This window comes from Citrobacter sp. Cpo071 (assembly GCF_030332765.1).
GTDB classification, from domain to species: domain Bacteria; phylum Pseudomonadota; class Gammaproteobacteria; order Enterobacterales; family Enterobacteriaceae; genus Citrobacter; species Citrobacter portucalensis.
In genome coordinates, this window is record NZ_JAOWHE010000085.1 from 553,316 (window position 1) to 569,669 (window position 16,354).

17 protein-coding genes are annotated in these 16,354 nt (G+C 52.0%); 8 read left to right on the top strand and 9 right to left on the bottom strand.

Features of this window, described 5'->3' with window-relative positions; all coding sequences use genetic code 11:
• Positions 1-113: 113 nt before the first annotated feature.
• The 3 genes from OGY09_RS19840 to OGY09_RS19850 all read left to right on the top strand — a co-directional run bounded on the left by OGY09_RS19840 (position 114) and on the right by OGY09_RS19850 (position 3,156).
• Positions 114-836 carry a winged helix-turn-helix domain-containing protein gene (locus tag OGY09_RS19840; RefSeq protein WP_008784719.1) on the top strand — a complete coding sequence of 241 codons (723 nt, stop codon included), beginning with the start codon at positions 114-116 and terminating at the stop codon, positions 834-836.
• Positions 833-2,323: a sensor histidine kinase gene (locus OGY09_RS19845; RefSeq protein WP_032943380.1), complete on the top strand. Its 1,491-nt coding sequence runs from the start codon at positions 833-835 to the stop codon at positions 2,321-2,323. The genes OGY09_RS19840 and OGY09_RS19845 overlap by 4 nt, the downstream gene beginning before the upstream one ends.
• A 143-nt stretch (positions 2,324-2,466) precedes the next feature.
• Positions 2,467-3,156, top strand: a complete 690-nt coding sequence (locus tag OGY09_RS19850; protein WP_032943382.1) for a CPBP family intramembrane glutamic endopeptidase — start codon at positions 2,467-2,469, stop codon at positions 3,154-3,156.
• 30 nt (positions 3,157-3,186) lie between these two features.
• On the opposite strand, the gene ynfM is transcribed toward OGY09_RS19850, so the two are convergent.
• The gene (ynfM, locus tag OGY09_RS19855) at positions 3,187-4,440 is read right to left on the bottom strand and encodes a multidrug efflux MFS transporter YnfM/SxtP(Kp) (RefSeq protein WP_032943384.1); all 1,254 of its coding nucleotides are present in this window, start codon (positions 4,438-4,440) and stop codon (positions 3,187-3,189) included.
• Positions 4,441-4,547: 107 nt separating this feature from the next.
• On the opposite strand from ynfM, the gene ynfL reads away from it, so the two are divergent.
• The 3 genes from ynfL (at position 4,548) to bioD (ending at position 7,617) form a co-directional block, all read left to right on the top strand.
• Positions 4,548-5,447 carry a multidrug efflux transcriptional activator YnfL/SxtR(Kp) gene (ynfL, locus tag OGY09_RS19860; RefSeq protein ID WP_032943386.1) on the top strand — a complete coding sequence of 300 codons (900 nt, stop codon included), beginning with the start codon at positions 4,548-4,550 and terminating at the stop codon, positions 5,445-5,447.
• Positions 5,448-5,575: 128 nt separating this feature from the next.
• The gene (mlc, locus tag OGY09_RS19865) at positions 5,576-6,796 is read left to right on the top strand and encodes a sugar metabolism global transcriptional regulator Mlc (RefSeq protein WP_003832888.1); all 1,221 of its coding nucleotides are present in this window, start codon (positions 5,576-5,578) and stop codon (positions 6,794-6,796) included.
• Between the two features lie 125 nt (positions 6,797-6,921).
• Positions 6,922-7,617 (top strand): dethiobiotin synthase, encoded by a 696-nt coding sequence (gene bioD / locus OGY09_RS19870; RefSeq protein WP_020996409.1) that lies wholly within the window; start codon positions 6,922-6,924, stop codon positions 7,615-7,617.
• On the opposite strand, the gene clcB is transcribed toward bioD, so the two are convergent.
• From clcB to OGY09_RS19900, 6 genes are all read right to left on the bottom strand, one after another.
• Positions 7,573-8,862, bottom strand: coding sequence for a voltage-gated ClC-type chloride channel ClcB (gene clcB, locus OGY09_RS19875; RefSeq protein WP_032944412.1), 1,290 nt, complete (start codon positions 8,860-8,862; stop codon positions 7,573-7,575). The genes bioD and clcB overlap by 45 nt on opposite strands.
• A gap of 119 nt (positions 8,863-8,981) precedes the next feature.
• A complete protein-coding gene (gene dmsD, locus OGY09_RS19880; protein WP_032943388.1) occupies positions 8,982-9,596 on the bottom strand; it encodes a Tat proofreading chaperone DmsD in 615 nt (204 codons plus the stop codon).
• Positions 9,597-9,638: 42 nt separating this feature from the next.
• Positions 9,639-10,493: a dimethyl sulfoxide reductase anchor subunit family protein gene (locus tag OGY09_RS19885; RefSeq protein WP_032943389.1), complete on the bottom strand. Its 855-nt coding sequence runs from the start codon at positions 10,491-10,493 to the stop codon at positions 9,639-9,641.
• A gap of 1 nt (position 10,494) precedes the next feature.
• Complete coding sequence (gene dmsB, locus OGY09_RS19890; RefSeq protein WP_032943391.1) at positions 10,495-11,112, bottom strand: dimethylsulfoxide reductase iron-sulfur subunit DmsB; 618 nt, start codon at positions 11,110-11,112, stop codon at positions 10,495-10,497.
• A 10-nt stretch (positions 11,113-11,122) separates the two neighbouring features.
• Positions 11,123-13,561, bottom strand: a complete 2,439-nt coding sequence (ynfE, locus tag OGY09_RS19895) for a selenate/tellurate reductase subunit YnfE (RefSeq protein WP_032943394.1) — start codon at positions 13,559-13,561, stop codon at positions 11,123-11,125.
• A gap of 148 nt (positions 13,562-13,709) precedes the next feature.
• Positions 13,710-14,018 (bottom strand): DUF1161 domain-containing protein, encoded by a 309-nt coding sequence (locus OGY09_RS19900; RefSeq protein ID WP_008784729.1) that lies wholly within the window; start codon positions 14,016-14,018, stop codon positions 13,710-13,712.
• Between the two features lie 102 nt (positions 14,019-14,120).
• Here OGY09_RS19900 and OGY09_RS19905 point away from each other — a divergent pair, with 102 nt between their 5' ends.
• Positions 14,121-14,831 carry a YnfC family lipoprotein gene (locus OGY09_RS19905; RefSeq protein WP_080685929.1) on the top strand — a complete coding sequence of 237 codons (711 nt, stop codon included), beginning with the start codon at positions 14,121-14,123 and terminating at the stop codon, positions 14,829-14,831.
• 6 nt (positions 14,832-14,837) lie between these two features.
• Here the strand turns inward: OGY09_RS19905 and speG are convergent, their stop codons facing one another.
• Both speG and OGY09_RS19915 read right to left on the bottom strand, forming a co-directional pair.
• Entirely contained in the window at positions 14,838-15,398 is a 561-nt protein-coding gene (gene speG, locus OGY09_RS19910; protein ID WP_008784731.1) for a spermidine N1-acetyltransferase, read from the bottom strand.
• 35 nt (positions 15,399-15,433) lie between these two features.
• Positions 15,434-15,775 (bottom strand): DUF1283 family protein, encoded by a 342-nt coding sequence (locus OGY09_RS19915; protein WP_003032382.1) that lies wholly within the window; start codon positions 15,773-15,775, stop codon positions 15,434-15,436.
• A gap of 153 nt (positions 15,776-15,928) precedes the next feature.
• Here OGY09_RS19915 and OGY09_RS19920 point away from each other — a divergent pair, with 153 nt between their 5' ends.
• Positions 15,929-16,255 (top strand): YnfA family protein, encoded by a 327-nt coding sequence (locus tag OGY09_RS19920; RefSeq protein ID WP_008784733.1) that lies wholly within the window; start codon positions 15,929-15,931, stop codon positions 16,253-16,255.
• Positions 16,256-16,354 lie beyond the last annotated feature (99 nt).

Here is a 16,354-nt window from a genome sequence, read left to right on the forward strand (position 1 = left end):
CATACTGCTCGCATGCGTATCCCTGGATCCTCACGAAAAGTTAAAAATTTTGTGATAACTTCCGCCCCTTGCCTGAGGTAAGCTTTCAGCACGACGAGAGGGGGATGACACTGATGGCAGGCGCGAAAAAGATATTTTTGGTTGAAGATGACAGCGATATTGCCTCACTTTTGCAGCTTAGCCTGAAGGATGAGGGTTACGAGATTGTTCATGAGGCAGACGGAGCTCGTGCGCTTGAACAACTGGAGAAACACGTCTGGGATGCCGTTATCCTCGATCTGATGCTGCCGGGTGTCGACGGGCTGGAGATCTGTCGTCGCATTCGCCAAATGAGTTTTTATTTGCCCGTCATTATCATCAGCGCCCGCACCAGCGAAACGCACCGTGTATTGGGGCTGGAGATGGGTGCCGATGATTATCTGGCCAAACCTTTCTCGGTGCTGGAGTTGATGGCCCGGGTAAAGGCATTGTTTCGTCGTCAGGAAGCGATGAGTCAGAACCTACGTATGGAGGCGGGGATTATCACCGTTCATGGCGTAGAGATTGACCCATTAGCCCGGGAAGTCCGGCTGCATGGTAAATCCCTCGATTTAACGCCGCGCGAATTCGATCTGCTCTATTTTTTCGCCCGTCATCCAGGCGAGGTCTTTTCGCGTCAGGCGCTGTTAGATCAGGTGTGGGGCTACCAGCATGAAGGTTATGAGCATACGGTGAACAGTCATATTAATCGCCTGCGGACCAAAATTGAAAAGGATGCTGCCGAGCCGGAAATTATTCTCACGGTTTGGGGACGAGGCTATAAGCTTGCTGCGGTTAACGCGGAGCATCAGCCATGATTTATCGCCTGTCGCTGAGCCAGCGTCTGACCCTCGTCTTTACCGCCATTATGCTGATTTGTGCGGTTACCGTCAGTGTTGTCCAGATCCGCAGCAGTAAACAGTATGGCGACGCCATGGTGCAAAGGCTCTCGCTGGAGCTGGCGAGCAAGATTGTCAAAAGTGAGTCGCTTATTGATACCAGCGGGCAGGTTAATCGCCAGACCTTAAAAGGATTGTTTAATCACCTGATGACGCTTAACCCCAGCGTGGAGCTGTATCTGATTTCACCGTCAGGTGACATACTTGCTGATGCCGCACCGCCGGGGCATATCCATCGGCAGAAAATTAGCGTACAGCCGATACAGGATTTCCTTAATTCAGATGCGTTGCCCGTCTATGGCAACGATCCGCGTAGCAGCCAGCAAAAGGTATTCAGCGCCGCGCCGGTTTTATATAACGGTGAGCTACATGGCTATTTGTACATTATTCTGCAGGGCGAAGATCTGAATATGCTGGCGAATACCGCCTGGCAAAAAACGCTCTGGAATACCGTGGCCTGGACGTTAATACTGGTTTTATTCGCCGGTGGAATTGCAGGTTTTCTGGTGTGGCGATGGGTGACGAATCCAGTGAAAAGGCTAACCGGACAGGTGGTAAAACTGGAGAAGGACAGTATTACCGTCATCAAGCAATTGGCACAAAAAAATCCCGAACCGGTACCGGAGAATGAAATAGCGCTGCTGAACAATGCGTTTATCGAGTTAGCGCAGAAAATTGCCCAGCAGTGGGATTTATTAGCAGACAGCGATCGTCAGCGCAGAGAGTTTATTGCCAATATTTCGCACGATTTACGCACGCCGTTGACTTCACTGTTGGGATATCTGGAAATGCTGTCGCTGAAAGCCGATACGATGACGCCGGAGGAAAACCGGCATTATCTTAGCATCGCGCTGCGCCAGGGGCATAAAGTTCGCCATCTGTCACAACAGCTGTTTGAGCTGGCAAGGCTGGAGCATGGCGGTATAAAACCGCAGCGTGAACGTTTTGCTATTGGTGAATTGATCCAGGATGTGGCACAGAAATTTGATCTCCCTGTTGCCACGCGTCATTTGCAGTTGCACCTTGACGTAACGGGGCCGTTACCGCTGGTGAATGCCGATTTATCGATGATAGAAAGAGTCGTGACGAATTTGCTGGATAACGCTATCCGTCATACGCCTGACGGAGGCGAAGTGTGGCTAAAAGTCTGGCGTGATGAAGACCGTTTATTCGCCGAAGTGCAGGACAGTGGGCCAGGGGTAGAAGACGCTGTGCGAGAAGTATTGTTTCAGCGCCCGACCGCGTTAATTCCCCGTGAGCAGCGGGCCGAGCGCGGCGGCCTGGGCTTACTGATCGTGCGTAGAATGCTCGAACTGCATGGAGGGGATATCAGCCTGGTTAGCTCAACGGCAGGGGCCTGCTTCCGTTTTTCGTTGCCGCTGGCGGATTCTCCCCTGAGTAGTTGACGGTGATGTTTCAGAGTAAATAGGGTTTTGGCATTGTCCACATGGGCATTGCGTAAAAGTTGGTAGGTTGTCAGTGATAATGAGAATTTTTATCATATATCGATAATTCATCAGCTTATCTTCGATGAGCGCAAGGAGATTGTATGTCACAGGATGCCGACAACCTGTATATCGCCAGGACCAAAGCAGTTGCTGGCTGCTTTTCAATGTTTTTACTGATGTTTGGCCTCACGTTTACCCCGTTGTTTTTCCCCGCGAGTCAGGACCTGCTTGCCAAAGGGTTACTTTTTCCGCTGCTGTTTGCGCTGGAATTTGTTGTGCTGGTTCCGCTGTATTATTTCTTCTTTAGAAAAAGAGAGGGGCTGGGCAAAGGCATTTTCAACGCCAGGTGGTTTGCCATTTTGTTCGCGGCGCTGCTGTTTATTCAGCTTATCCTGCCATTGATTTTGGGGCTTAGACAAACTGAAGCGTGGGTGACCAGCCAAATATCCTTAAGTAGTTATGCGTTGTGGTTATCTACGTTGACCCTGATATTTATCGCGCCAGTTTATGAAGAAATTGTTTTCAGAGGCTGTTTATTCAACGCGTTCCAGTACTGGTTCAATAATAAAACCTGGCTGTCGTCAGTGGTGGTATCGGTCATTTTTGCCATCATGCATACGCAGTATGTGGATCTACGCACGTTGCTGATGTTGTTTCTTGTGTCGCAGGTGTTGATCCTGGCCAGACTGAAAAGCAACGGTCTGTTGATGCCAATTATGCTGCATATAGTGATGAACGGGACGGTTATTGCTCTGCAAATGGGAGCCCAGACGTTACTGCCTGATTCATAAAGGTGATGCCCGGAATCCGGGCATCGGGGATTATACGTGCAGACGATGGTGCAAACGTGCACCGACCAGCAACGCCAGCACCAGCATCAGGGCGATAAATCCACCCACGCCGTTCCAGCCGTAGCTGTGCCAGAACACACCGCCCAGCGTACCGGCAATGCTGGAACCCAGATAATAGCTGAACAGATACAGGGAAGAAGCCTGGCCTTTAGCGCGTTTTGCCCGTGGTCCAATCCAGCTGCTTGCTACGGAGTGCGCGGCAAAAAAACCGGCTGAAAAGAGCAGCATCCCGGCGAAGATCAGCCATAGCGATGTGAACAGGGTCATCAAAAGTCCAACCAGCATCACGCCTGTTGAAAAGAGCATTACCGGGCCACGGCCATAACGAGCGGTCATAGAACCCGCCTTTGGCGAACTCCATGTCCCGGTCAGATACGCCACAGATAACAAACCTACAACCGCCTGGCTGAGCTCCCACGGGGAGAGCATCAGGCGGTAGCCGATGTAATTAAACAGCGTGACAAACGACCCCATCAACAAAAAACCTTCCGCAAACAGCAGCGGCAAACCTTTGTCGCGCCAGTGCAAACGGAAGTTGATAAACAACGTTTTCGGGCGCAGCGATGTGGGTCTGAAATGACGGGATTCCGGTAAGATTTTCCAGAACATCAGCGCAGAGGCAAGGGCAAAACAGCCGATCGCCGCCAGCGCGATACGCCAGTTAAAAAAGTCGGTAAACACGCCGCTGATCAAGCGACCACTCATTCCGCCAATTGAGTTACCGCTGATATACAGGCCCATTGAGAAGGCGACGAAACTGGGATGAATTTCTTCACTCAGATAGGTCATCCCTACCGCCGCGACGCCGCTCAGTGAAAGTCCTATTAGAGCACGCATGATTAAAATACCGTGCCAGCTGGTCATCATTGTTGAAAGCAGCGTACAACAAGAGGCGAGCAGCAGCGCGGTAACCATCACCGGCTTGCGGCCAATAGCATCTGAAAGTGGGCCGGTAAACAGTAACCCTATCGCCAGCATCGCCGTCGAGATGGAAAGCGAGATACTGCTGCTTGCGGGAGAGACCCCAAACTCGTGCGAGAGCACTGGCAGTATGGGTTGTACGCAATAGAGGAGGGCAAAAGTCGCCAGTCCGGCGGAAAACAGCGCCAGCGTGACGCGCATAAATGGGGATGTTCCGCGTTTGATAAATCCATCCGGCGGGGTAACTATCTGTTCATCAACATCGCTTGTTGGCGCGGTATCGACAGTTGTTGTACGGCTCACTTGAAATCCTTGCTCATTCAATTACGTCTACAGGACCAGCCTTAAGAGTATGAAAATCACAATATTCTGTCTAATATATTAATAATCTCAAATGATATTTTAAAAATATGAATATCGAACTGCGTCATTTACGTTACTTTGTGGCCGTTGCCGAAGAGTTGCATTTTGGTCGGGCGGCGGCGCGGTTAAACATTTCGCAACCGCCGCTAAGTCAGCAGATCCAGATCCTTGAACAGCAGGTCGGCGCCCGGTTACTTGCCCGAACTAACCGTAGCGTGGCGCTGACCTCTGCCGGAAAGCAGTTTCTGGCGGACAGTCGGCAGATCCTCGGGCTGGTTAATGAAGCCGCCGCCAGGGCTGAGCGTTTGCATCTGGGAGAAGCAGGGGAATTGCGTATCGGCTTTACGTCGTCCGCGCCGTTTATCAAAGCGGTTTCAGATACGTTATCTCTGTTTCGCCAAAGCTACCCGGCAGTGCATATGCAAACCCGCGAAATGAACACGCGTGAGCAAATTGCTCCGCTCAATGAAGGAACGCTGGATTTGGGGCTTCTGCGCAATACGCAGCTTCCGGAAACGCTGGAGCGTGAAATCATTCTGCATGAACCACTGATGGCAATGATCCCACGTGCGCATCCGTTGGCGCAAAAACCCGTGGTCACGTTGGCCGAACTGGCGAATGAGCCATTTGTCTTTTTTGACCCCCATGTGGGGACAGGGTTGTATGACGATATTCTGGGCCTGATGCGTCGCTATGGACTGAAGCCGACGATTGCGCAGGAGGTTGGCGAGGCGATGACTATCATTGGGCTGGTGGCCGCAGGATTAGGGGTTTCTATACTTCCTGCTTCTTTTAAACGGGTGCAGCTGTATGAAATGTGTTGGATCCCGATAGCGGAAGAAGATGCTGTCTCGGAAATGTGGTTAGTGTGGCCAAAGCATCATGAGCAAAGTCACGCCGCGCAACGCTTTCGCGAGCAGCTTCTGGCGGCCGTTCAGAGCGGTTAATTTAGTTTAAAAATGGGCGAAAATGTGCAGTAAATCACAAGGCTAAGTAAAAAGTTGACGGAAGCCATTGAAGTGCTTCACCATAGCCCGCAGATTATTTCGGAGCGCGAAAATAAAGGGAGTAAGTGGTGGTTGCTGATAGTCAGCCTGGGCATATCGATCAAATTAAGCAGACCAATGCGGGTGCGGTTTATCGCCTGATTGATCAGCTGGGTCCGGTATCGCGTATTGATCTCTCCCGCCTGGCACAATTGGCGCCTGCCAGCATTACCAAAATTGTCCGCGAAATGCTCGAAGCGCATCTGGTGCAAGAGCTGGAAATCAAGGAAGCGGGTAGCCGTGGACGTCCGGCCGTTGGGCTGGTTGTCGAAACGGAGGCCTGGCACTACTTATCCATTCGTATCAGTCGTGGCGAGATTTTTCTGGCGCTACGCGATCTGAGCAGCAAGCTGGTGGTTGAAGATTGTCTTGAAATGGCGCTGGTCAGCGAAACACCGTTGCTGGATCGCGTGATAACCCAGGTCGATCAGTTTTTCATCCGCCACCAGCAAAAGCTGGAGCGCTTAACCTCCATCGCCATCACCTTACCCGGTATTATCGATACTGAAAACGGTATCGTTCATCGCATGCCATTTTACGAAGATGTCAAAGAGATGCCGTTGGGCGAAGCGCTTGAGAACCATACCGGCGTGCCGGTGTATATTCAGCACGATATCAGCGCCTGGACGATGGCCGAGGCGCTTTTTGGCGCATCGCGCGGTGCGCGCGACGTCATTCAGGTGGTGATCGATCATAACGTGGGTGCAGGGGTGATCACTGACGGCCATTTGCTGCATGCAGGCAGCAGTAGCCTGGTGGAGATTGGTCATACGCAGGTCGATCCCTACGGTAAACGCTGCTATTGCGGCAACCATGGTTGTCTGGAAACAATCGCCAGCGTCGACAGCGTGCTCGAATTGGCGCAGGTGCGCCTGAAGCAGTCAATGAGTTCTTCCCTACATGGACAACCGTTAACGGTAGATGCGCTGTGTCTGGCGGCCATGCAGGGTGATTTATTGGCGAAAGATATCATTAGCGGCGTTGGGACCCACGTCGGTCGAATTCTTGCCATCATGGTGAATTTGTTCAACCCGCAAAAGATATTGATTGGCTCTCCGCTCAGTAAAGCGGCAGATATCTTGTTCCCTACCATTGCGGACAGCATTCGTCAGCAGGCGCTTCCGGCATACAGTCAGCATATAGTCGTTGAAAGTACCCAGTTTACCAATCAGGGGACGATGGCGGGGGCGGCGCTCGTGAAGGACGCGATGTATAACGGTTCTTTGTTGATTCGTCTATTACAGGGTTAACATTTTTTAACTGTTGTACGAAAAATTGCGCTATCTCAAGCTGATCCTGGTCGTCATACCTTAGACTTTCTCCACTGTTTTATTTTCCTGACTTATATTTTCAAAGCATAACGGTGGAGTTAGTGATGCTGAAGCGTTTCTTTATTACAGGTACAGACACTTCTGTTGGGAAGACCGTGGTTTCCCGCGCATTACTACAAGCGTTAGCGTCAGGGGGTAAAAGCGTTGCGGGTTACAAACCTGTAGCCAAAGGCAGCAAAGAGACGCCCGAAGGTCTGCGCAACAAAGATGCACTGGTACTGCAAAGTGTGTCATCTATCGAGCTGCCTTATGAGGCGATTAACCCAATTGCGTTGAGCGAAGATGAAAGTAGCGTGGCGCATAGTGGTCCGGTCAATTACACCCTGTTATCCAACGGTCTCGCAAGCCTCAGCGAAAAAGTCGATCACGTTGTCGTGGAAGGCACCGGAGGCTGGCGGAGCTTGATGAACGATCTGCGTCCGTTATCGGAGTGGGTGGTGCAGGAACAACTGCCGGTGCTGATGGTAGTGGGTATCCAGGAAGGCTGTATTAATCATGCGATCCTCACCGCGCAGGCGATAGCCAGCGACGGACTGCCGTTGATTGGCTGGGTTGCGAATCGCATTAACCCTGGGCTGGCGCATTATGCGGAAATCATTGATGTGCTGGGTAAAAAATTACCTGCACCGCTGATCGGTGAACTGCCTTATCTGCCTCGTGCAGAGCAACGTGAGTTGTCGCAGTACATCCGCCTTTCAATGCTCGGCAGCGTGCTGTCGGTAGATAGAGTCGTGGCGTAACGTACGCGACAGTACCGACGCCAGGACACAGGCGATCAGTAATCCGGGGAGCAGGCGATACTCCCCGGTCATTTCACAAACCATCAACGTCGACATTATTGGTGCATGCGTGGTAGCCGCCAGCAGCGTGGCCATCCCCGTTAATCCCAGCAAAATGGCAATTTCATCCGAGCCCGGAAGCCATAATCCCCATACCTGACCCAGCAACATGCCCACCGACAAGCCGACAAACAGCGTTGGCGTAAACACGCCACCCGGAGCACCGGATCCACTGCTGGCAAGCACCGCCAGTAATTTGCAGATAAAAATCCCGCTAACCACGGCCAGCAGCGGTGGTGAAAGTAAATATGACTGCACCACGCTGTAGCCATTACCCCAGACCGTAGGCGTGAGCAATGAAAGCAGGCCAACGATCAACCCGCCAAGCGCCAGTTGCCACGGTGGCGAGAGTTTTAAGCGCAAAAATACATTATGGCTGGCGGTCATCAACCACATGAAGAGCGGTCCGCAGATGCCAGCAGCCAGACCGGTGCTGACAATCATAACGTATTCCAGAGCATGTAATTCCCGCGACAGGTGCACGGTATACAGCAGCGCATTGCTGCCGCTAAGCAGATTGGTGGTGAGTAATGCGACTACGGCGGACACCACTACCGGCCCCAGTGAGGCGAGGATCAGCGTGCCAAACAATACTTCGGCAATAAATAAACTGCCCGCTAGCGGGGCATGATAGGCTCCAGCCATACCTGCAGCGGCGCCGCAGGCAATCCATAACTTCCATTCTGTACGCGGGGTAAAGCGTTGAGCAAAGCAGGAGGCCGCCAGCGCCGCCAGTAAAATCATGGCACCTTCACGTCCGATGGCGCTCCCGCTGGCGACGACCAGTAACGATGCCAGCGATTTCACCAGGCTTGCACTGACGTCAAATTGTCCGTCGGTTTGCAGGGCTTCCATATAATCAGTGGGAGCCTGCGGACGTAAACGGTTAAATTTTTGCCAGCCCCACAGTAGTAATCCAGCCGCCAGACCGCCGAGTGCAGGTGTCAGCATACGCCTTAAAGGCGAAAGGTTTGTCGCTGCGTTGACCAGACTTCCCGTGTTGTTGCTCAGAAACAACCATTCGAGAAGCAGCATGGCATGACGAAATCCTGCGACGGCCAGCGCAGCAAGGACGCCAATCAACGCGGCGATCAGCAGGCGGCGGAACATGGCACGCAGGTCAGGGTAAGCATGTAAATGATGCATGAGTGGCCAGACTGGAAAATTCAGACGCTCTATTTTGCGGCTATTAGGCAACAGAAGCAAAAGCTCAGCGTGCGCAACAGGATGCACCACAGGCAGGACAATTCCTGCCTGTGACGAAATTAACGGAACAAAGGCTTATCGGCTACCGGGATCAGTAACTGTGATTGCCACTGTGCCAGCGTCAGGCGCGCCAGCTCACCAAGCGCCTGGTAGAACGGGTGATCGGCTTTTTCGATAAACACATTAAGAAAGCGTGATGACCATGGGAACAGATGCCAGGCCAGCAGTTGCTCGCACTCGGTGTGGCGTTCGTTCTCGGCAAGCCAGGCCGTCAGCAACAGCAGCGAACCAAAGTGATCTTCTGGCTCATTTTGCTGCATGGCAAACTGGATGCCGTTGTCCCGCATCCACTGGCGTAATGCCAGCGTGGAGTCGCCAAACAACACGTTTTCACGATCCAGCCAGACGGATCCCCATGGCGGAGAAGGGAGCGCATAAGGCCCAACAAACAGACGTTGCCAGGCCTGCGGGAGAGACTCATCGGCATCAGCCTGAAACTGATCGACTAACGGCGAAAGCGTTGTCTTTTCAAGCGGCCACTGCGCCTGCCAGCCATCGGTTCTTAATGCACTGACCAGTGCCGAAGCTTCCGCACTGTCTGGGGCATAATAAAACAGCGCGCCGAGCACACGCGCTGCAGTAGAAAAGTTGTCTCGTTGTGAAAAATGGGTCATGCAAACAATCCTGAACAGTGCGGGTTGCCCCGCACCCGAAAGTTAACCTGCAACAGCCATTCCGACTGTCATATGTAAACCGTAAAACAATCCGCGGCCAATGATTTCACCGACAAGCACCAGAATTAACCCGAGCGCCAACCCACCAACGGACGGTCGTTTGCGACGGATCAACGGACATATCCAGCAACCCAGACCCGCAGCCAACAGCAGCACACGCCAGACCTGTAAACTGCCGTAGTCGGGAACCAGCGCGCTGGCGGATTGTACCGAACTGTGGATCTCGCCGAGTGACAGTCCCTGCAGCACAATAACGGCCACCGTAACCAGCAGAGCCAATACGCTGATACCGGCGAATCTGACGACGTTAAAAGAAACACCTGCAGCACGCAGCAGCAGAGCGGCAAATAGCGGTCCACTGAGCAGCATCGTCATGAAAAACGCCAGTGTAGTATAGCCGTTATACCAGGTTGGGACGGTGTCTATCTGGTAGACGTTGGTCATCGCAAAGACAAATACCAGGCCCAGCAACATGCTCAATAGCATCCAGATTTTACCTAACGCTGCGGGCATTTTACCGAGAAACGCCACCAGCCACCACAGGCCACCGACGGCGAAAAACAGCGAACCGCTGGCGATTTCGTTACTTAGCGCCGATGCGCCAATTCTGTTCAGCGAGTTAAACGCGCGCAGCGGCGAACCTAAATGCATAACCGAGGCGAGAAAGGCGATGCCCATTACCAGCCAGAGAAAAAACATACTGCGAACGATACGTTGTTTTACCAGCTCGTCTTTAGCGGTCAGCCAGCGGTAACCACTGACGATCAGCGCCCCGGCTACGCACTGGCCCAGCACCGTGAACAGTACCAGCGGCCATTCATGCCATCCATTTCCCATTTTACACCTCCTTTGGATTAGCCAGAAAACCCGTGGTATCCCCGGTCGGGCGGCAATTGGCGTTTGGTTTGATCACAATATTTGGTTTGGTGAAGTGCGCACCCGGCAGCGGGGCGACGGCAGCCAGTTCACCATGTTTTTTGCGCAGTTCGTCGATGGGGCCAAAATCCAGCGCACGCAGCGGACAGGACTCGACGCAGATGGGCTTTTTGCCGTCTACCACACGATCATGGCAGCCATCACACTTGGTCATATGTCCTTTCGCAGCATTGTACTGTGGCGCACCGTACGGGCAGGCCATATGACAGTAGCGACAGCCAATGCATACGTCTTCATCGACCACCACAAAACCATCCTCACGCTTATGCATCGCACCACTTGGACAAACCTTGGTGCAGGCCGGATCCTCGCAGTGGTTACAGGAGATGGAGAGATAGTAGGCAAAAACGTTCTGGTGCCAGACGCCGTTGTCTTCCTGCCAGTCACCACCTGCATATTCGTAAATCCGCCGGAAACTGACGTCAGGAGTGAGGTCTTTGTAGTCTTTGCAGGCCAGTTCGCAGGTTTTGCACCCGGTGCAACGACTGGAATCAATAAAAAATCCATACTGAGTTGTCATGGGTTAGTCCTTAAACCTTCTCGATCTCGACCAGATTAGTGTGCTGTGGGTTGCCTTTTGCCAGCGGTGAAGGGCGCTGTGTTGTCAGCGTATTGACGCAGGCGCCATGGTCAATTTTGTCGCCGGCCATATCAGCATCGTGCCATGCACCCTGGCCCATTGCGCTGACGCCAGGCAGGATCCGTGGCGTCACTTTGGCCGGAATACGTACTTCCCCGCGGTCGTTAAAGACCCGCACCATATCGCCATTTGCAATACCACGTTTTTGGGCATCGACGGGATTGATCCACACTTCCTGACGACAGGACGCCTGCAGAACATCGATATTGCCGTAGCTGGAGTGCGTACGGGATTTGTAATGGAAGCCAAACAACTGCAGCGGAAATGCGCTGCGTTTGGGATCGTCCCACCCTTCAAACGTGGAGGCGTAGACGGGAAGTGGGCTAATTACTTCATCCTTCTGCAACTCCCATGTGTTGGCAATTTTCGCCAGCCGGCTGGAGTAAATTTCAATCTTTCCAGACGGTGTTTTGAGCGGATTGGCCTGCGGATTGTCGCGGAATTTTTTATAAGCGACAAAATGCCCGTTAGGATCTTTGCGTTTATAGATCCCCATTTTTTTCAGCTCGTCATAAGAAGGGAGCGCGGGGTCCTTGGCCAGCATTTTTGCATACAGATACTGGAGCCACTGTTCCTGAGTACGGCCTTCCGTAAACCGTTGATAGATATCATTGCCAAGGCGTTTGGCGATTTCGCTCATTATCCAGTAGATCGGTTTGCGTTCGAACTTCGGTGACGTCGCGGGTTGAATAAAAATGAGGTATCCCATGTTCCCCGCATAGTCGTTAGGAATGATGTCTTCCTGTTCGACGGTCATTAGGTCCGGCAGCAGGATATCGGCATATTTCGCCGAGGAGGTCATGAAGTTTTCGATGACCACTATCATTTCGCATTTCGTATCATCCTGAAGGATCTCATGCGTTTTATTGATATCTGAGTGCTGATTAGTAATGGTGTTGCCCGCGTAGTTCCAGATAAATTTAATCGGTACATCGAGCTTATCTTTACCGCGCACGCCATCGCGGGTTGCGGTCATTTCCGGACCCCGGGCGATGGCGTCGGTCCAGCTAAAGCAGGATATCTGGGTCTTGATGGGATTATCCGGCAGCGGCATGCGTTCAATCGTGATGGTGTAGGTTGATTCTCGTGCACCGCTATTGCCGCCGTTGATGCCAACGTTGCCGGTCAGGATTGGCAGCATCGCGATCGCGCGCGAAGTCAGTTCGCCGTTAGCTTGACGTTGTGGACCCCAACCCTGACAAATATACGCCGGTTTTGTACTACCGATTTCCCGTGCCAGTTTAATGATGCGCTCGGCCGGGATCCCTGTGACATGCGAGGCCCATTGGGGCGTTTTAGCGACACCGTCATCGCCATTGCCAAGTATATAGGCCTTGTAATGTCCGTTAGCGGGGGCGTCAGCGGGTAGGGTTTTCTCGTCATAACCGACGCAATATGTGTCAAGGAATGCCTGGTCGACGAGATCTTCGTTAATCAGGACCCAGGCGATTCCCGCCACCAGTGCGGCATCGGTTCCCGGACGGATAGGGATCCACTCATCTTCACGACCCGCAGCGGTATCGGTATAACGCGGGTCGATGACGATCATGCGGGCGTTAGAACGCTCCCGGGCCTGCTCAAGGAAGTATGTTATGCCACCGCCGCTCATGCGCGTTTCGGCAGGGTTATTGCCGAACATCACCACCAGCTTCGTGTTTTCAATGTCGGAGGTACTGTTGCCGTCATTTGAGCCGTAGGTGTAAGGCATTGCCGCCGCGATTTGTGCGGTACTGTATGTGCCGTAATGGCTCAGGAATCCGCCATAGCAGTTCATCAATCGAGCGACCAGCGAGGCATAAGGGGAGGAGCGAGTAATATTGCCGCCGACAATGCCAGAGGTGTAGTTGATATACACGGCCTCATTACCGTATTTTTGTACGGTATTTTTTAAACTGGTGCTGATGGTATCCAGCGCTTCCTGCCAGGTTATGCGTTCGAATTTACCCTCACCGCGTTTGCCCACGCGCTTCATAGGATAATTGAGACGATCCGGATGATTGATCCGTCGACGGATTGAGCGTCCACGCAAACAGGCACGCACCTGGTGCTGACCATAAATATCGTCTCCGGTCGTATCAGACTCCACCCACACGACCTCGTCATCTTTGACGTGGAGTTGCAGGGCACAACGACTGCCGCAGTTCACAGAACAAGCGCCCCAAACCACTTTCTCTTCAGCCGGTTGTATCGCCTGTTGTACCGCAGCAGCTGCGGTGCGCATCCCAAAAGGTAACGATAACCCGCCAGCGGCAAGCGCCAACGAACCTATAGCCGAGGATTTCACTAACATCCTGCGGCTAATGCCTCCATATTGCTCAGTATCAGACATAACTCACTCCATTATAGTTATCGCTATATATTAATCTCTACAGCGAAATTAATAGCATGCTAATAATAGAGTGAGTTTACCCATTTATGAGTATGGCATCTTAATGCATATCAAACTGGAGTAACCCTCCGCGTACGGAGGGTATGATTTATTGCGGTTCGGCGACGTGCCCGTCCTGTGCAGGCGAGCTGTTGGCAGGGGCGTTTCCACTGTTAGTTCGGGTGTAGAGAATTTTGTGCGTATCGTTTGCACAATGTCCTACCACCAGTGAATCAGGTTGATCGGCCTGATCGTTGGGGACAATGTTCAGCGTAAAACTGGACTCTGCGACGCCATTATTGATGATGCGCTGCTCGATATCGCTTTTCACGCGTTCACATGACGCAGGTGCGGCCAGAACCTGTGGGGATGCAACTGCCAGTAAGATCGCGGCAATTCCTGTTACGTATTTCATCATCAGCTCCTTTATGATCGACATAGACTAAGATTAGCATTTCTGGTGTAAATAACTGTATTTGCTAATATGATTGAGAATTATCTTCTTATCCCGGTGAAAAATGTGAAGAAACAGACCCTGTTAGGTTTCCTGTGTGTCGTGCTGGTTGGGTGTGATAACGCCAAAGGGCTGGTTTCCTTTACGCCGGAAATGGCCAGTTTTTCCAATGAGTTTGATTTCGATCCGCTGCGCGGGCCGGTGAAAGATTTCAGTCAGACGCTGCTCAACGACAAAGGTGAGGTCACCAAGCGCGTCGCTGGTACCCTGTCACAGGAAGGGTGTTTCGATACACTTGAACTGCACGATATCGAAAACAATACCGGTATGGCGCTGGTCCTGGATGCTAACTACTATCGGGATGCCGAAACGCTGGAAAAACGGATCCGTTTACAGGGCAAATGCCAACTGGCGGAACTGCCTGCTGCAGGTGTGGTGTGGGATACCGACGATAACGGTTTTGTCGTTTCCGCCACGGGGAAAGAGATGAAGGTGCAGTATCGATATGATGCCGAAGGCTACCCGCTGGGCAAAACAACCGTCAGCAAGGACAGCACTTTGCAGGTTGATGCTAAACCGTCGGTTGATCCATTGAAGAAGTTAGATTACACCGCGGTGAGTATGCTCAACAATCATCCGTTAGGCAATGTCAAACAAACGTGCAAATACGATGAATACGCAAATCCGGTCAACTGCCAGCTTGTTATCGTTGATGAGAGCGTGAAGCCGGCAGTTGAACATCATTACTCGATTGAAAACACGATCGACTACTACTAGTCGTGTTTACTGAGCGGTAGGCGGCAGCAGATTAGGGCCTGCCGTTTTGTGCTCTGCCAGATACTGCTGCTGGAAGATACACATACGAATCGTGTTGCGGTACTGGCCGTTAATGAAAAATTCATGAATCAGCTCGCCTTCCACCATAAAACCGAGTTTACGGTAGATGTGGATGGCTTTTTCGTTCTCTTTATCAACGATCAAATACAGTTTATAGAGGTTAAGTACGGTAAAGCCATAGTCCATTGCCAGCTTTGCTGCCCGTGAGGCCAGACCCTTCCCCTGATATTCCGGCGAAATAATAATCTGGAATTCGGCCCGGCGGTGTACATGGTTAATTTCAACCAATTCCACCAGCCCGGCTTTTTCACCGTCGCACTCCACCACGAAGCGGCGTTCGCTTTGGTCGTGGATGTGTTTGTCATACAGGTCTGACAGCTCAACAAACGCTTCGTAAGGCTCTTCGAACCAGTAACGCATTACGCTGGCATTATTATCAAGCTGATGGACGAATCGTAAATCTTCACGCTCCAGCGGGCGCAACTTAACACTGAGGGCGCTAGTCATATCGTATCCTTTCAATATCCTTCAAAGTGCAATGATTATGGGGCAACGGTGCGGCCAGTACGGCGGTCGAGGCAGCGCAGGGTGTTAGGTTCCCAGTACGCATTAATATTAGCGCTCTGCTCGCACTTATCACGGCTATCAAAGGCCGTATCGGCTTTGTCCCACTCTTTCTCTGCACGTTTATTGACTTTCTGGCGAAGCTGACGCGTATCGTTCCATTGTTCCTTTTCCATTGCGGCTTGTTGACGACTTTGCGCACTATCTCCGGATTCAATGACCAGTTTACTGGTTTCAGCAAATGCGGAAGAGGTGTACACAGCCGCAGCCAGCGTCAGCATAGCCGTCAGGCACAGGCGTTTGGTCAGTGTAATTTTCATGGTGAATTCCTTTTATGGGAAAGGGTAAAAACGATAAAACAGGGTTAAATTCTACACTATTCCAGTTTGCGGGCATACCCACCCGGTGGATATGGATACGCTAACGAGATTCTGTCGTATCATGGTTAAACCGAAGGTAACTGAATAACATCAATGCTTAAGACCACATTTCTTTTTTTCATCACCGCGTTATGCGAAATCATTGGCTGCTTTTTACCCTGGCTTTGGCTTAAGCGAGGAGCTACAGCCTGGTTGCTGATACCCGCCGGGGTGTCACTGGCTTTATTCGTCTGGTTGCTGACACTGCATCCGGCAGCCAGCGGGCGTGTATACGCAGCCTATGGCGGTGTTTACGTGGTGACCGCGCTGCTATGGCTACGTATTGTCGATGGTGTAAAACTCAGTTTATATGACTGGTCTGGCGCGCTGGTGGCGTTGTGCGGCATGCTGATCATTGTGGCTGGATGGGGGCGCGCATAGCGCCTTTTTTGTGATCAAACAGCGCTTTTTTGATCTTCATACTTGTATGGTAGTAGCTCAGTTGAGTAAATTTCCTGCATCACAAGAACAGATGTAGGG

Bases quoted from the DNA above. Each gene is read 5' to 3' on its own strand.
- OGY09_RS19845 (WP_032943380.1), top strand. From the start codon at position 833: ATGATTTATCGCCTGTCGCTGAGCCAGCGTCTGACCCTCGTCTTTACC.
- OGY09_RS19915 (WP_003032382.1), bottom strand. From the start codon at position 15,775: ATGAAAATTACACTGACCAAACGCCTGTGCCTGACGGCTATGCTGACG.
- OGY09_RS19840 (WP_008784719.1), top strand. From the start codon at position 114: ATGGCAGGCGCGAAAAAGATATTTTTGGTTGAAGATGACAGCGATATT.
- ynfL (WP_032943386.1), top strand. From the start codon at position 4,548: ATGAATATCGAACTGCGTCATTTACGTTACTTTGTGGCCGTTGCCGAA.
- OGY09_RS19900 (WP_008784729.1), bottom strand. From the start codon at position 14,018: ATGATGAAATACGTAACAGGAATTGCCGCGATCTTACTGGCAGTTGCA.
- dmsD (WP_032943388.1), bottom strand. From the start codon at position 9,596: ATGACCCATTTTTCACAACGAGACAACTTTTCTACTGCAGCGCGTGTG.
- speG (WP_008784731.1), bottom strand. From the start codon at position 15,398: ATGACTAGCGCCCTCAGTGTTAAGTTGCGCCCGCTGGAGCGTGAAGAT.
- OGY09_RS19850 (WP_032943382.1), top strand. From the start codon at position 2,467: ATGTCACAGGATGCCGACAACCTGTATATCGCCAGGACCAAAGCAGTT.
- ynfE (WP_032943394.1), bottom strand. From the start codon at position 13,561: ATGTCTGATACTGAGCAATATGGAGGCATTAGCCGCAGGATGTTAGTG.
- bioD (WP_020996409.1), top strand. From the start codon at position 6,922: ATGCTGAAGCGTTTCTTTATTACAGGTACAGACACTTCTGTTGGGAAG.
- dmsB (WP_032943391.1), bottom strand. From the start codon at position 11,112: ATGACAACTCAGTATGGATTTTTTATTGATTCCAGTCGTTGCACCGGG.
- clcB (WP_032944412.1), bottom strand. From the start codon at position 8,862: ATGCATCATTTACATGCTTACCCTGACCTGCGTGCCATGTTCCGCCGC.
- OGY09_RS19920 (WP_008784733.1), top strand. From the start codon at position 15,929: ATGCTTAAGACCACATTTCTTTTTTTCATCACCGCGTTATGCGAAATC.
- OGY09_RS19885 (WP_032943389.1), bottom strand. From the start codon at position 10,493: ATGGGAAATGGATGGCATGAATGGCCGCTGGTACTGTTCACGGTGCTG.